The sequence below is a fragment of the Pseudomonas sp. FSL R10-1339 genome, assembly GCF_009600545.1.
Lineage (GTDB): Bacteria > Pseudomonadota > Gammaproteobacteria > Pseudomonadales > Pseudomonadaceae > Aquipseudomonas > Aquipseudomonas bubulae.
The window spans coordinates 17,033-32,660 of sequence record NZ_WIVQ01000046.1; the positions used below are offsets into that span (position 1 = coordinate 17,033).

General features: G+C 59.5%; 12 protein-coding genes. 7 read left to right on the plus strand and 5 right to left on the minus strand.

Annotated elements, in window-relative coordinates; translation table 11 throughout:
• The first annotated feature begins 93 nt into the window (after positions 1-93).
• Positions 94-1,002: a LysR family transcriptional regulator gene (locus tag GHO03_RS14630; protein WP_095000534.1), complete on the plus strand. Its 909-nt coding sequence runs from the start codon at positions 94-96 to the stop codon at positions 1,000-1,002.
• Positions 1,003-1,058: 56 nt separating this feature from the next.
• Here the strand turns inward: GHO03_RS14630 and GHO03_RS14635 are convergent, their stop codons facing one another.
• Positions 1,059-2,129, minus strand: coding sequence for a GlxA family transcriptional regulator (locus GHO03_RS14635; protein ID WP_153400122.1), 1,071 nt, complete (start codon positions 2,127-2,129; stop codon positions 1,059-1,061).
• Positions 2,130-2,211: 82 nt separating this feature from the next.
• Between GHO03_RS14635 and GHO03_RS14640 the strand changes: the two genes are divergently transcribed.
• On the plus strand, positions 2,212-3,333 hold the full coding sequence (locus GHO03_RS14640) for an aryl-sulfate sulfotransferase (protein ID WP_153400123.1): 1,122 nt from the start codon (positions 2,212-2,214) through the stop codon (positions 3,331-3,333).
• 95 nt (positions 3,334-3,428) lie between these two features.
• Here the strand turns inward: GHO03_RS14640 and rssC are convergent, their stop codons facing one another.
• The 3 genes from rssC to GHO03_RS14655 all read right to left on the minus strand — a co-directional run bounded on the left by rssC (position 3,429) and on the right by GHO03_RS14655 (position 6,124).
• Positions 3,429-3,911, minus strand: coding sequence for an anti-sigma factor antagonist RssC (gene rssC / locus GHO03_RS14645; protein ID WP_095000537.1), 483 nt, complete (start codon positions 3,909-3,911; stop codon positions 3,429-3,431).
• Positions 3,908-5,092, minus strand: a complete 1,185-nt coding sequence (gene rssB, locus GHO03_RS14650) for a two-component system response regulator RssB (protein ID WP_153400124.1) — start codon at positions 5,090-5,092, stop codon at positions 3,908-3,910. Before rssB ends, rssC begins: the two co-directional genes overlap by 4 nt.
• Before the next feature lie 342 nt (positions 5,093-5,434).
• Entirely contained in the window at positions 5,435-6,124 is a 690-nt protein-coding gene (locus tag GHO03_RS14655; protein WP_095000539.1) for a VacJ family lipoprotein, read from the minus strand.
• Between the two features lie 297 nt (positions 6,125-6,421).
• On the opposite strand from GHO03_RS14655, the gene GHO03_RS14660 reads away from it, so the two are divergent.
• Positions 6,422-6,685: a DUF4404 family protein gene (locus tag GHO03_RS14660; RefSeq protein ID WP_095000540.1), complete on the plus strand. Its 264-nt coding sequence runs from the start codon at positions 6,422-6,424 to the stop codon at positions 6,683-6,685.
• Between the two features lie 77 nt (positions 6,686-6,762).
• Here GHO03_RS14660 and GHO03_RS14665 read toward each other — a convergent pair whose 3' ends face one another.
• On the minus strand, positions 6,763-11,619 hold the full coding sequence (locus tag GHO03_RS14665) for an NAD-glutamate dehydrogenase (RefSeq protein WP_153400125.1): 4,857 nt from the start codon (positions 11,617-11,619) through the stop codon (positions 6,763-6,765).
• Between the two features lie 433 nt (positions 11,620-12,052).
• On the opposite strand from GHO03_RS14665, the gene GHO03_RS14670 reads away from it, so the two are divergent.
• The 4 genes from GHO03_RS14670 to GHO03_RS14685 all read left to right on the plus strand — a co-directional run bounded on the left by GHO03_RS14670 (position 12,053) and on the right by GHO03_RS14685 (position 15,534).
• Complete coding sequence (locus GHO03_RS14670; protein WP_095000542.1) at positions 12,053-12,409, plus strand: hypothetical protein; 357 nt, start codon at positions 12,053-12,055, stop codon at positions 12,407-12,409.
• Positions 12,410-12,559: 150 nt separating this feature from the next.
• Positions 12,560-13,306 carry an amidohydrolase family protein gene (locus GHO03_RS14675; protein ID WP_153400126.1) on the plus strand — a complete coding sequence of 249 codons (747 nt, stop codon included), beginning with the start codon at positions 12,560-12,562 and terminating at the stop codon, positions 13,304-13,306.
• A 320-nt stretch (positions 13,307-13,626) separates the two neighbouring features.
• On the plus strand, positions 13,627-14,586 hold the full coding sequence (locus GHO03_RS14680; protein ID WP_016780594.1) for a MoxR family ATPase: 960 nt from the start codon (positions 13,627-13,629) through the stop codon (positions 14,584-14,586).
• 3 nt (positions 14,587-14,589) lie between these two features.
• Positions 14,590-15,534 (plus strand): DUF58 domain-containing protein, encoded by a 945-nt coding sequence (locus GHO03_RS14685; protein ID WP_153400127.1) that lies wholly within the window; start codon positions 14,590-14,592, stop codon positions 15,532-15,534.
• Positions 15,535-15,628: the final 94 nt, after the last annotated feature.

Below are 15,628 nucleotides of genomic sequence, written 5' to 3' on the forward strand. Positions count from 1 at the left end.
CATGATTGCCAAAAGCCGGGCGATCTGTGAATCTGCGTTTCGGTAAGGGGGCGTTCGGTTTTGCTTAACGCTCAAGCCCAACGGAAATCAGCCATGCATTTTGATCTTGTCGACCTGCGCCTGTTTATTCATATCGCCGAATCCCCCAGCCTCACCCAGGGTGCGCGCAAGGCGTTTATCTCGCCGCCAGCCGCCAGTGCACGGATCAAGAGCCTGGAAGAGAACCTGGCCAGCCGCCTGTTGTACCGCGACAGCCGCGGGGTTGAACTGACCCCCGCCGGTGAACTGTTCTTGCACCATGCGCGGATGATCATGCGCCAGGTGGACTATATGAAAAGCGAGTTCACCGAGTACGACACCGACGCGTCGGGGCATATCAGGATCTTTGCCAACACCACGGCGGCCACTGAATTCTTGCCCGGTATCCTGGCCGGTTTTCTTGCCGAACGCCCAGGTGTAACAGTGGACCTGCAAGAGCGCCTGAGCCGCGATATCGTCCGCGGGGTCATGGATGGCTCAACGGATATGGGCATCATCGCCGGTCCGGTCGAGGCTGACAGCCTGCAGGTCATCCACTTCAGCACCGACCAATTGATCCTGGTCACCTCACTGGATCACCCCCTGGCCCACTCTAGGTCGATCAAGCTGGCCGAAACCCTGGCCTATCCGCATATCGGCCTGCACGAAGGCACTACCCTGCTGCGATTTTTAAATGAGCAGGTCGCCCTGCACGGCAATACCCTGAACATGCGCATCAAGGTCTACAGCTTCGAAGCGATGTGCCGGATGGTCGAAGCCGGGGTGGGTATCGCCATCCTGCCGGAGTCTTCGGCCCGTCGTCACCAGCAGACCATGGGCCTGTCGGTGATAGAACTGGACGAGCCCTGGCGGGTGCGCGAACGCAGCATTCTGGTGCGCGACCTGCAGGCACTGCCCAAGGTGACCCGGGCCTTGATCAACAGGGTGCTGGAGCATCACAAGAGCGTTGAGCCAGGCAATTAGTCCTGCACCGATATCCTTGGCCAGCGATCAGACCCGGCATGCGACAAGCCGTCAGATCAGCCTTGCGGTGCAGCGCATCGACTCTGGTTGCGGTAATGCTGCGGGCCGATGCCCAAGTGCTTGTGAAACCCTCGCCGCATACGCTCTTCCCGACCAAAACCTGCGGTTTCGGCTATCCGCTTGATCGGCTCGCTGGTGGTTTTCAGCAACTGGCAGGCAGCTTCAATACGTAAGAGCTCTACCGCATGTGCAGGTGTATGGCCAGTAGTGGCCACGTAGGCACGGGCAAAGTGGCGCGCACTCATGCCAAATTGCTCCGCCAGTGTTTCCACACGCAGGTCGCTTTGCAGGTTGGCTGCAATCCAGGCATGCAGACGCACCAGGCGCACGTCAGGGGCGGTACGCAAGGCCAGGGACTGGGCATTGAGCGAAGCGCTGAGCTGGGGTTGAGCCGCCGATCGCCATACGAAAACGGTGAAATAGCGCGCCAGCTCCAATGCAGCATGGGGGCCGAGATCCTGCTCCACCAACCCCAGCGCCAGGTCGATACCGGCAGCAGCTCCCGCGCACGTCCACAGATTCGCGTCATGCAGGTACAACCCTTCAGTCTGGCATTGGAGCGCCGGGTAGCGGGCTTGCAGTTGTTCGGCAAACTTCCAGTGGGTCACCACCTTGCGCCCCTCAAGCAGACCGGCAGCGGCCAAGGCGAATGTACCAGTACCTATGGAACACAGCCTGCGTACGGACGTGGCGCGGCGGCGCAACCAGCTGCACACAGGTACGCTGGCTTCAAGTGCTGCCACACCCGGCCCCCCTGCCACGATCAGGGTATCGATAACGTCCGCTTGCTGGTCGATCTGTTCCAGGGACAGTGTATTGACGCTGATCCCGGAAACCGAGGTTATCTGGCCTCCCATGGGCGATACGAGCAACAGCCGATAAGGTGGATCGCTGGCAAAAGTGCCGGCCAACAGCCGCGGTATCGCGGCGAAGACCTCAAGTGGCCCCGCGGCGTTGAGCAACAACAGCTCATCGAATGCCAGCACCACCACCGTACGCGGCGTGGCGTCCGGCATGGCAGCAAAAGAGGGGTGTTTGGCATGGAGCGCCACGGTTTGCCTCGACATACTCGATTCCACGCACACAGGGGAGACCGACAATGCTCCCCTGCCGCGCACAATACCAGTGGAACCTAGTGGGAGTGGCACCATGTCAAAACTGCACAACACCACCCTGAAGCGCCACAAGACCGGTCTGGTCGGCGTCGACCACGCCCGTAGCGCCGGTGGCTACACACTGTTCGCCCCGCAAACGGCAGATGGCAATGTATTCCTGATCGATCTGGAAGGCGAAATCGTACACCGCTGGAAGCTGCCCTGGCGCCCCGGCCGCGACGCCGTAATACTGCGCAACGGCAACCTGGGATACAACGGCAACCACCCCGACTCGCCAGAGTTGTTTACGGGCTGGTCAGTCTGGCACGGCGGCGCCTTCAGCGAAGTCACTGCCGAGGGAGAAGTGGTCTGGGAACACACTGACCTGATGCACCATCACGATGCCCAATGGCTGGACAACGGTCATCTGCTCTACACCACCGTTGAACCGCTAAGCCCGCAGTTGGCCAGCCGCGTGGTGGGCGGCATTCCTGGCAGCGAAGCACACGGCGGGGTGATCTATGCCGATGTGGTCAAAGAAGTCGACCGCCAGGGCCATGTTGTGTGGGAGTGGCGCAGCTGGGAGCACCTGCGCCCTGAAGACTATCCGCTGCATGATGCGTTTGAGCGCTACCACTGGCCGATGACCAACGCCGTCTCGCCGGGCCGCGATGGCAAAATCATTCTCAGCCTGCGCAGCGTCTCTGCAGTGATTGCCATTTCGCGCAGCAGCAGTGAGGTGCTGTGGCGCCTGGGCCATGATCTGGTTGCGCAACAGCACTGCCCGAGCGAGCTGGAAAACGGCAACGTGCTGGTATTCGACAACGGCATCTTTCGGCCACATACCAGCATGCCGCACTCACGAATACTGGAAATAGAGCCACTGAGCCAACAGATCGTGTGGCAGTACGCCGATACTCCGGGCTATGCCTTTTTCACCCCGTTCATGGGCGGCGCGCAACGCCTGCACAACGGCAATACGCTGGTGACCGAGGCCAATTTTGGTCGACTGTTTGAAATCACGCCGACGGGAGAAGTGGTCTGGGAATATATCAATCCCTTCTTTGCCCCGTACCCGGATGCAGCCTCCAGAGCCTATCTGCCGGGTGAAAACAACGCGATCTTCCGCGCGCACCGTTATCAGCGCCGGGAAATACCATGGTTGGTTGTGACATAAAAAGCTAAAAGCCCCTCACCACGCCTCTCCCGGAGGGAGAGGCGTGGTGAGGGGCTTTTGATCTTTGACAACCTGCGGGATGAGACGAGCGGAAATCAATTCCGCTCGAGTGCATTCACCAGATCATGGAAAGCTTCACGGTTGGAGTCGTTGAGCCCCATCAGAATCTTGTGCGCTTCCAGCACTTTTACCCGCACCACTTCTTCTGTCTGATCCTGCGAAGGCAGGTCGGTCAGGCAATCCGGGCAAGGGATCGGCTTGCCGATGATGTTGAACACCTGATCGAAGCCCATCGACTCCAGCAGCCGGGTGATGTCTTCGTGGGTGGTGACAACAGTCGGCAACAGGCCTGTTTTTTGGCGCGACAATATCGACAGTTTCGCCAGCAAACCCAAGGTGGTGCTGTCGATACTGCGGGTTTCGGTGAGGTCAATCACGATGGCATTGAAATTCAACGCCGTGAAAATCCTCTCGATCGTCGCATCCAGTGCCGAACACAACGTCAGACGCACTTCACCCACAAACTTCAGGACAAAAGTGCCGTCCTGTTCGGCGAACTGAATTCTACCGGTACTCATTTAAGATTCCTGCTCAACACCAACAAGGCGATATCATCCGGCATCTCCCCTAGCGTAGCTAATCCAAACACTTTGCGCAGACCATCCAGGCTGCCGCCTGCTGCTTTCACCCGTTGCGGCAAAGCAGCTTCTTTCTCTTTGAGCGTCGGCTCGGTCAAAAGATCCAGGATACCGTCAGACATCAGAGTCAGGCTGAAAGCTTCAGGCAATTTCATGACCTGATCTTCATAGGTGGCTTCGTTGAACAGGCCAACGGGCAAACCCCGCCCTTCGAGATAACGGACACTGTCTGGAGTGTAGAGCACCGGCAGCGGCAAGTGCCCGCCAATGCTATAGGTCAGCTCGCCGCTTTCTTCATTGATCACACCGCCCACCATGGTCACGTGCTTGCCCAGCTTGCAGTTGATCAGGCCACGGTTGATATGCCCAAGCACTTCGGAGGGCTTGAACTCCGGCAAGGTGCCATTGCGCTTGGACTCGAACAGCAGGCGCGTGGCCATGAACTTGAGCAGCACCGTGACAAAGGCCGAAGAGGCGCCGTGCCCGGAAACATCCGCCAGATAAAAAGCGACCCGACGCTCGTCAACCCGGAAGTAGTCGACAAAATCCCCGGACAGATACAGTGACGGGATGATCTTGTGGGCAAAACTGAACTCATCAGTGGTCCAGGGGCTGACCGGCAGCATGTTCATCTGCACCTGCCGGCCGGCGTTCTGGTCTTCCTGCAGCAAATGCAGGCTGGCTTCCAGTTCCCGGTTGGCCGACTCCAGCTTCTCACGGTAGCGCTGGTTCTCAAGCTGCAACCGCGCACGATCCAGAGCTCGGTGAACCGAATGCTCCAGCACGGCAAGGTCTTCCAGCGGCTTGATCAGGTAGTCGGCAGCGCCAAGGCGCAAAGCCTCGACCACATCGCTCATCACGCCTGCGCCCGAGATGACGATCACCGGCGTTTGCGCCGACCGCTGGGCAACCTGGCGAATCACCTCCAGGCCACTCATTTGCGGCATGCGCAGGTCACAGATGATCAGATCTGGCTGCTCTTGCTCGAACATCTGAAGGCCTTGCAAGCCATTATTGGCCTGAAGGACGCTGAAGCCGCTGTCTTCCAGGTAGGCCGCCAGACTTGCGCGTACTACCTGGTCGTCATCAATGATCAGCAGCGTGGCACTGGTTTTTTGCATGTGGGCAAATGGCGCCAGAATTAGGTTGTCGTTGAAGCTCGTAAACGTCGGGCTCAACAACTGAAATGGCTTGTGAACATCCCTGATTCAAATCGACTGTATTGCTCGATCCTACAAAGGTGCCCGTGTAAGGCGCAGACGGTACTCCCATCCGCGGGGTGTTTCAAGCTCAGGCCGATAGCGGCTTGAGGTGTTCGTCACGTTAAATTACTGCGGGTTATAAGAACCACGTTTACGGCAACTAAAACCTTGGTAACAAAGGCCGCAAAGCCGATTGATTCTCATCTGCACCCATACAAAAAACGGCCACAAGGGCCGTTTTTTGCGCATCGGTCAAACGACTCAGAAGTCGTCGACAACCTGCCCGTCCTTGACCTTGAATTCACGGCTTTGCAGATACGCATTGCGGATAAAGATGTATTTATCCCCCGTGATCAATTTTTCGGCCGACAGCAGATTGGCGCGGGCATCGATGATTTTCATCCCGGCAACGGTGTTACGTGCTGAAACGTCATGCATGTAGCGGTAAGGTTCGGCATAGGAGTCCGGGTAGATGCCCAGGGCATCTCGCACCGTACTAGGGCCCAGCAGCGGCAATACAAGGTAAGGGCCGCTGCTCAGCCCCCAGTAGCCAAGGGTCTGGCCAAAGTCTTCGTCGTTGCGCTGCAGGCCCATCTTGGTGCCCACATCAAAGAAGCCGCCGACACCGATAATGGTGTTCATCAGCAAACGGGCGGTATCCACGCCCGCAGCGTGGGGTTTTACCTGCAGCACGTTGTTGGCCAGGTTGCGCACGTCACCGACGTTGCGGTACATATTGTGGATGCCATCCTCCAGAAACTGCGGAGTGATGAACTGGTAGCCCTGGGCAATCGGCTTCAGGGCATAGGTGTCGAGGGTGTCGTTAAACTTGAACACAACGCGGTTAAACCCTTCCCACGGGTCATCCTCGGTGGCGGCATTGGCAGCAAACGGCATCATGGCCACACCGGCACAGACAAACAATGGGGCGAGACGAACAGTCCAGCGCATAGCAAAACTCCCTGAAGTTACTCAACACTTGGGCGCTATGCCCTGAGTCTGAACATCAGTATAACGGCAAATGGCTTTTAGGCAGCCCCCAAGCAATCGCCTAAACAGACTTGTATAAAAGATAGACGTTCCCCCCGCTGCCGATTCTTTTAAAACCACCCGCCTGAACGACAAAAACACGCACCGGGGATTTTGATAGAGATCATGCACTTCGCCCGCGAGTGGATTAATCTAGAGACAGACCTTTTGCTCACTTCGAAGGTCTACACCAGAGCCTATCAATAAAGGATGAATGCTATGCCTGCCCGCGATCTGCAAGAACAACTCAATACCTTGCGCGAGCAACTGGAACAGAACCCGCCGCTCACCCAGGAAGAGCGTGAACACTTGAACCAGCTCGCCACACAAATCCAGGCTCAGATCGACATCGAAAAAGCGACCAACGATTCCAGCCTTGCCGACAGCGTCAACCTCGCTGTAGAGCGCTTTGAGGTCGATCATCCCACTCTCGCCGTTACCCTGCGCAGCATCGTGCAAACCTTGGGCAATATCGGCATCTGATTTCCGGTAACCCCCAGAAACAAAAAAGCCCCGACTCATTGCACATGAGCCGGGGCTTTGTTTTGCAACTCAGGCTGTCAGAGCCCTGATTGACCGCTCAACGCCAGGTCCAGCAGCTCGCGGTTGGCCACCGCGTACATGGCATAGTCGCTGCCGGTGGCGGCACGCAGATCCACCAGCATCGAGCGCCAGCGCTCAACCATCGAGTGGTTCTGTTCAAGCCACAGCGCCAGCCGTGCCTCGATACTTTCCCCGGCCTCGGTCATCTGCAACACCGAAATGGTAATTGCCCGCTGCTGCCAGTCGATATCGTCGCGGAACGCCTCGCGGGCCAGGGCCTGCCAGTTGTTCTCCACCGGCAGGTTGCTGATCTGCTGCAAGTACCAGGTCAGGTCCAGCGCACTGCCCACGGCGAAGTACGTCTTGGCCACATCCGCAGCATTTTGCCCGGTGACATCCGAAGCCTCGATAATCGGCAACAGGGTATACAGGTGCGTGGTACCCGCTACCATGCGCGCCAGCAACTCCGGCACGCCCGCCTCGACGTAGGCCTGATAGCGGGTCTGCCAGCCTTCGCGGGTCGGCCCTTCCAGCAGTTCGTCGAGCTTGAGGCCCAATGCCGCCAGATGCGGGCCGAAATGCGCCACATCCCGTGCAGCATCCAGCTCGTTACGACGGCTGCGCAGGAACCAGCGTGTAGCGCGGCGCCCCAGACGCATCAACTCATCCATCAGTGCCAGCTGGATTTCAGCCGGTACCTGATAGTCCAGCGCCTCGATCTGCCGGAACCAGTGTGGCAGGTGGAAAATATCACGCACGATGACGTAGGCGCCGGCCACGTTGGCAGCACTCATCCCCGTCGACTCTTTCAGGCGCTCGACAAAGGTGATGCCCATATGGTTGACCAGATCGTTGGCAATCTGGGTGCTGACGATTTCACGCTTCAGGCGATGGCGACGCATGGCTTCGGCAAATTTGCTCACCAGCATCGGCGGGAACGCGGTTTCCATGTCCCGGGTCAGGTAGTCGTCATCCGGCACCCGGGAGTTGAGCAGCGCCTCTTTAAGGTCGATCTTGCTGTAGGAGATCAGCACCGACAGCTCGGCACGGGTCAGACCATGGCCCGCCGCTACGCGCTCGTTGAGCTGCTCTTCTGACGGCAGGAACTCGATGGCACGGTCCAGCTTGCCACGGGCTTCCAGATCGTTCATCAGGCGCTTGTATTCGGCAATCCGCTCATAGGCCTTGCGCGCGGCCAGCGAAATGGCCTGGGTCTGCTTGTAGTTGTTGCCCAGGACCAGGCCGCCCACCTCATCGGTCATGCTGCCCAGCAGCTGGTTACGCTGCTTCTCGGTCATATCGCCGGCCTGCACCACTTCATTGAGCAGGATCTTGATATTCACTTCGTGGTCAGAGCAGTCCACACCGCCGGCATTATCGATAAAGTCCGTATTGGAGCCGCCGCCATTGAGGTTGAACTCGACACGGCCCAGCTGGGTCATGCCCAGGTTGCCGCCCTCGCCTACCACCTTGCAGCGCAGCTCATTGCCGTTGACCCGTAATGCATCATTGGCCTTGTCGCCGACATCGGCATGGCTTTCGCTACTGGCCTTGACGTAGGTGCCGATACCGCCGTTCCACAGCAGGTCCACCGGGGCCTTGAGCAAGGCATTGAGCAGTTCGGTGGGGGTCAGCCTGTCAGCGGTAATCGCGAAGCGCTCTTTCATCTGCGCGGAGATGGCGATGCTTTTCGCGCTGCGCGAGAAGATCCCGCCGCCCGCCGACATGATGCCGGTGTCGTAGTCCGACCACGCCGAACGCGGCAGATCGAACAGGCGCTGACGCTCGGCGAAGCTGCTGGCAGGCTCCGGGTTCGGGTCGATAAAGATATGCAGGTGGTTGAACGCTGCGACCAGTTGCAACTGATCGGACATCAGCAGGCCGTTGCCGAACACGTCACCGGCCATATCGCCGATACCGACCACGCTGATGCTGTCTTTCTGAACGTTGATCCCGCGTTCTTTAAAGTGACGCTGCACGCCAACCCAGGCACCCTTGGCGGTAATGCCCATCTTTTTATGGTCATAACCGGCCGAACCGCCCGAAGCGAACGCATCGCCCAGCCAGAAGCCGTAATCGATGGCAATGCCGTTGGCGATATCGGAGAAGGTCGCGGTGCCCTTGTCGGCAGCCACCACCAGGTACGGGTCATCATCATCGTGACGGACCACGTTCAACGGCGGTACCAATGCGCCATCTTTCAAGTTGTCGGTAATGTCCAGCAGGCCGGAAATAAAGATCCGGTAGCAGGCAATCGCCTCGGCCTGGATTTCATCACGGCCGCCGCCCAGCGGCAGGCGGCGCGGCACGAAGCCGCCTTTGGCGCCCACCGGCACAATGACCGAGCTTTTCACTTGCTGGGCTTTTACCAGGCCCAGCACTTCGGTGCGGAAGTCTTCTTCACGGTCCGACCAGCGCAAGCCGCCACGGGCCACGTTGCCGAAGCGCAAGTGCACGCCTTCAACCCGCGGCGAGTAGACGAAGATTTCAAACTTCGGCACCGGCCTTGGCAGCTCGGGGATCAGGTGCGGGTTGAACTTGAAGCTGAAGTACGAACGGTTGTGACCGTTGCCATCCGGCTGGTAGAAGTTGGTGCGCAACGTGGCTTTGATCAAGTCCAGGTAGCGACGCAGGATGCGGTCTTCGTTGAGCACCTGCACATCGTCCAGGGCTGTCAGGATCGCCTGTTCCAGACGCAGCTGCTTGTCTTCGAGGTCTTCGGCCGTCAGCTTGCGCGCCAGGTAGAAGCGGGTCTTGAACAGCCGGGTCAACTCGCGGGCGATGTCGGTGTGGTTGTTCAGGGTGCTGGCGATATACCCCAGGTCAAAACCCAGGCGAATCTGCTTCAGGTAACGCGCGTACGCACGCAGCAGCGCCACGTCGCGCCATGGCAGGCCGGCAGTCAGTACCAGGCGGTTGAACGCATCGTTCTCGGCATCGCCGCGTACGATATGCACGAACGCATCCTGCAGCGTGTCGTTGAGTTGCTGGATATCCAGGTTCAAGCCTTCGCCAGCGGTAAAGGCGAAGTCATGGATCCAGAACTCACGGCCATTGGCATGCCGCAAACGGTACGGGAACTCGCCCAGCACGCGCAGGCCGAGGTTCTCCAGAATCGGCAGGACATCGGACAGGGCCAGCGGCGTATCGGCGTGATACAGCTTGCAATGCAGCTCCTGACCGGCACTTTGCCCCAGCGGCTGATAGAAACTCATCACCAGCGGGTTCTTTTCGCTCAGGTTCATCAGGTGCTGCATGTCGACCACGGCCGAATGTGCAGCAAAGCGCTCGCGATAGCCTGCCGGGAAACCTTTGGGGAAATCGGCCAGCACCTTGGTGCCATTGGCCTCGCCAAAACTTTCGACCACCAGGCTGGCGTAGTCGTCCTGCCAGCTGCGGCAGGCCTGGACCACTTCTTTTTCCAGCAACAGCGGGTCGATATCGATGCGGTTTTTCGGGTCAACCCGCAGAATCAGCTGCACGCGGGCCAGCACCGACTCCGAGAAGAAGGTCCAGAACTCGCAATCCGACGCCTGCAGACGCTCCATCAGCACCTGCTGGATTTTCTGCCGCACTTCGGTGGAGTAGATATCGCGCGGCACATAGGCCAGGCAATAGCAGAAGCGGCCGTACGGGTCCTTGCGCAGGAACACGCGAATCTTGTTGCGCTCCTGGATCTGCACGATCGACATCACGGTGTTGAACAGTTCGTCCACCGGAGTCTGGAACAGGTCGTCACGGGGCAGGACTTCCACCACCTGGGCCAGTTCCTTGCCCAGGTGAGCCTTGGCCTGGAAGCCCGAGCGGCGCTCGATTTCTGCCACCTTGCGACGAATATAAGGGATCACCCGCACGCTCTCGCCGTACACCGAAGAGGTGTACAGGCCCATAAAGCGGCACTCCTTGATGACCTTGCCGCTGGCATCGATCTGGCGAATCGACACATAGTCCGGGTACGCCGGGCGATGCACGCGGCTCGGGTGCGCGGCCTTGGCGAACGACAGCAGGGTCGGCTCGCGCAGGTAGCTGACGGCGTAGTCTTCGATACGCAGGTCTTCGGCGGTGAGCCCGGCGCGCAACAGCTTGGTCAGGCCCAGGAACGAGTCGGGGTCATATTCGATATGACCGCCATCGGCATCGTCACGCACCACAAATTCTTCATAGCCCAAGAAGGTGAAGTGGTTGCCCACCAGCCATTCCAGGAAGCTTTTGACTTCGGTTTTCTCATCGGCATCGACGGCGTACTGGCAGTTGTCGACACTGGCCAGCAGTTCCTGCACCTTGGCCTTCATCGGCTCGAAGTCAGCCACGGCAACCCGTACTTCACCCAGAACCTGCTCCAGTTCCTTGCTCAGCACATTCAATTCGGCGGCGTGTGCGCAGCGATCGATTTCCAGGTACATCAGCGACTCTTGCGAGACACCTTCCCCCGTGGTGCCCTTGGGCAGGATTTCCAGCAACTCGCCTTTGCCGCCGCGACGCACGCTCAACACCGTGGTTTGCAGGGTATGAATGCTGTAACCGCGACGGTTCAGCTCGGTACGCACAGAGTCCACCAGAAACGGCAGGTCGTGGTGCAGGACTTCAACTGCCGTGTGGGTGGACTGCCAGCCGTGGCGCTCGTAGTCGGGGTTGAACACCCGCACTTGCGGCTGGGCCGGGTCGAAACGCTCCAGCAGGCGCCACGCCGACAGCGTGCAGCCGGCGAGGTCGGACATGCGCCGCTGGGTAAGTTCATCCAGAGAAATGATGCCGAAGAATTGCTCAGCGAACAGCGCCACTTGTGGCAGTGCCTGTTCACTGATGTGCTGCGCCAGTGCCGCTTGCAGTTGATGCTGGAAGTCGGCTTTGCTGGCTGCGGTGAAGAACGCCATCTGTGGTACTCCGCTTGGGCTTGTTATTGAGAGAAGCGTCGCGTGTTGTTCCCGCGTGAGGAGGTGAAGCTGGCCGTGACCCACGGGTCACATTCACCTGCAAGGATGGTGATCTACAAAAACGACTGCCGGTTGAACAGGCTGTGTCTTTAGAGATAACAATCACCGCGCAGCTTAACGATTGCGCTGTACGGCCTGCTTACGGTGCGGCGACATATTCGGTCATCGGGACGCAACCGCCAGGGCGGTCATAGAACAACCCTAGCATCGGCAAGCGAAAAACCTTCATAAAAGCACCGTAGTTTCCGTAGCGAGCAACAGAAATGACTGACCATTTGCCCAGTTGTTCCATTCAAACCTGCACAAATCGGTTCAGGCTGGCAAAATTGGCCTCTGATCGACCTACCCGCGCCCAGAGCGCCAGGAATTACCCATGCAAATGACCACCGACCACCTGCTCGCCAACCCGTGCGACGACGAAGAAGACAATATGGCCATGCTGTGCTGCCACACCGACAGCGGCGAAATGTTTCTGATGACCCGTTACCCGGACGAAGACGAGCTGGAAATCACCCTTGAAGACGAGCCTTCGACCCTGGACGGCGTCAAGGTCACCTTGAGCCCTACCCGCCTGCTGATCGAAATCGGCGCGGGTGATGCGGACGTTCTCAAGGGCGATGACCACCTGGAAATCCTCCACAACACCCCTGCGGCAGACCTTGGCGAAGTCGAAGAGACCCTGCAGAACATCCTCAAGGGCACCGGCACCTATATCAGCGAGCTGAATTAATCCTCCATGAGGAAGGGAGTCTTGCAGGGCACATTGTGGGAGCGAGCCTGCTCGCGATGCAGGCGATGCGATCTGTCTGGCCCAGCGCACTGATACCATCGCGAGCAGGCTCGCTCCCACAGTCATACACTTCCACTGGAGCTCACCACCATGCGCCCGATCTTCGATGCCCACTGCCATATCATTGACAGCGCCTACCCGCTGATTCCCAACAATGGCTATGTGCCCGAGTTCTTCAGTGTCGATGACTACCTGGCCCGGGCCACCCCCCTGGGTATCGTGGGCGGTGCCGTGGTATCGGGTTCCTTTCAGGGCTACGACCAGAGCTACCTGATCGCTGCACTCAAGCGTTTAGGCCCGGGGTTTGTGGGCGCGACCCAGTTGCCCGCCAGTGTCACCGATGCCGAGCTGCAGACCCTGCGCCGGCAGGGCATCCGCGCCCTGCGCTTCAACCTCAAGCGCGGAGGCTCCGAACAACTTGACCAGCTCGAATCATTGGCCATGCGCGTGCATGAACAAGTGGGCTGGCATTCCGAGCTGTACGTTGACTCACGGGAACTGTCAGGGCTGGAAGACCGGTTGCGACGCCTGCCGGCGCTGAGCATCGACCATCTGGGTTTAAGCCATGAGGGCCTGCCCAGCCTGCTGCGCCTGGCGGAGCACGGCGTGCGGATCAAGGCCTGCGGTTTTGGCCGGGTTGATTTTGCCGTGCCGCAAGTACTGCAACAGATCCATAGCATCAACCCCGACGCCCTGATGTTTGCTACGGACCTGCCATCAACCCGGGCGCCACGTGCCTTTGAGGACAACGATATCGCCTTGCTGGTAGAGGCCCTTGGCGAAGATGGCGCACACAAAGCCCTGTGGCATAACGCACGCAGCTTTTATGGCTTTTAATCCTGTAGCCGCTGACGAGCGTAGCGAGGCCAAGATCGAACGCAAAGCGTTCGCTAATCCGATAGACGCGGTGCAGCCGAACTATCGGATGGCCGGGATTTACGACTGCTGCGCAGCCGTTCGCAGCCTCGCTACGCTCATCAGCGGCTACAAGACCCCGTGCAGATGAGCACCAATCTCAACAAGCCCGGGCATTTCAGGTTTTTCCTGTAAAAATCCCCACCGCCATTAGTCCGCAGAGCCTCCAATGGATTAAAGTAACGCCCCCAGCCCCGGTGTAATTTCTGCGCCGCCGGTGTCCTTTTCAGGAACAGTCATCGATGGAACATCGTGAAGCGCTACTGGCGCTGCGAACCTTTCTTTCAACCCAGATCCTCGGTCAGGAAAAACTGATCGACCGTCTGCTGATCGCCTTGCTCGCTGATGGCCATATGCTGGTCGAGGGCGCCCCCGGCCTGGCCAAGACCAAGGCCATCAAGGAGCTGGCAGAAGGTATTGAAGCGCAGTTCCATCGAATCCAGTTCACTCCCGACCTGCTGCCTGCCGATATCACCGGCACCGAGATCTATCGCCCGGAAACCGGCAGCTTCGTGTTCCAGCAAGGGCCGATCTTCCATAACCTGGTACTGGCAGACGAAATCAACCGCGCCCCGGCCAAGGTGCAATCGGCGCTGCTTGAAGCCATGGCCGAGCGCCAGGTCAGTGTCGGGCGCAGTACCTATGAGCTGTCGCCGCTGTTTCTGGTCATGGCCACGCAAAACCCCATTGAGCAGGAAGGCACCTACCCGCTGCCCGAAGCCCAGCTCGACCGCTTTCTGATGCACGTCAAAATCGGTTTCCCGGATGCCGCCGTCGAACGCCGCATTCTGCAGCAGGCACGTGGCGAAGCCCTTAACGGGGAAACCAAGCCCGAGCGCCGGGTCAGCCAGCAGGCCATCTTCGCCGCGCGCAAGGAAATCCTCGGCCTGTACATGGCCGATGCCGTGGAGGAGTACCTGGTGCAACTGGTCATGGCCACCCGCACCCCGGGCAAGTTCGACCCGGAAATGGCCGAGTGGATCGCCTACGGCGCCAGCCCCCGCGGTTCGATTGCCCTGGACCGCTGCGCACGGGCCCACGCCTGGCTGGCCGGGCGCGACTTCGTCAGCCCCGAAGATATCCAGGCTGTGTTGTTTGACGTGCTGCGCCACCGCATCATCCTGTCGTTTGAAGCCGAAGCCGCCGGTATCGACCAGGACCGCGTGGTGCAACGCATCCTCGACGTCGTGGCCGTTGCCTGACCCATGAACATCCCCCTGCCCGCCGAGCCCGGCATCCGCGTCACCCTTGCGGAACTGATCGAGATGCGCCATCGGGTGCGTGAAGTGCAGCTGTTCGCCTCGCCCAGCCAGCGCAGCCCGCTGGTGGGCCTGCATCACTCGAAACTGCGCGGACGCGGGGTCGACTTCGATCAGGTGCGGGTCTATCAGGCCGGTGACGATGTGCGCACCATTGACTGGCGCGTCACGGCGCGTACCCAGGAACCGCATACCAAGATGTTCCATGAGGAACGCGAGCGGCCAATTTTCATCCTTGCCGAACAAAGCCGGCGGCTGTTTTTCGGCTCGGGGCTGATGTTCAAGTCGGTGCTTGCCGCCCAGGCCGCCAGCCTGATCGGCTGGGCCGCCCTGGGCCACAACGATCGTGTTGGCGGGCTGGTGTTTGGCGACCATGAACACTACGAAATCAAGCCGCGGCGCAGCAAGCAGAGCCTGCTGCAGTTGCTGAACCGCCTGGTGCGGGTCAACCAGTCGCTGCACACCGAAGTGCAATCGGACCGCGACGCGCTGGGCATGGCCCTGATCCGCGCCCGTGAAGTACTGCGCCCCGGCAGCCTGGTGATCGTGATCTGTGATGAACGCGGCCTCACCGACGCCGCCGAGCAGCAACTGAGCCTGCTGTCACGCCATTGCGACCTGATGCTACTGCCGTTGTCCGACCCTCTCGATCACGCCTTGCCCGCGGCAGGGTTGCTGCGCTTTGCCGAGCGCGGCGCGCAACTGGAACTGGACACCCTCAACTATGATCTGCGCCAGGCCTACCGCGCCCAGGCCGAGGCCCGCATCGCCCGCTGGGAACTGCTGGCGCAAAAACTGCGGGTGTTGCTGATGCCGCTGAGCACTCAAAGCGAGATGGTCGAACAGCTGCGCGAATACCTGAACGCCAAACGGCCCGGCAAAGCCTCATGAAAGAACTTGAACAACTGCAACCCTTGATCCTGCCGCCTGCACTCGGCATCTGGCCGCCAGCGCCGGGCTGGTGGCTATTATTGCTCGTGGTGCC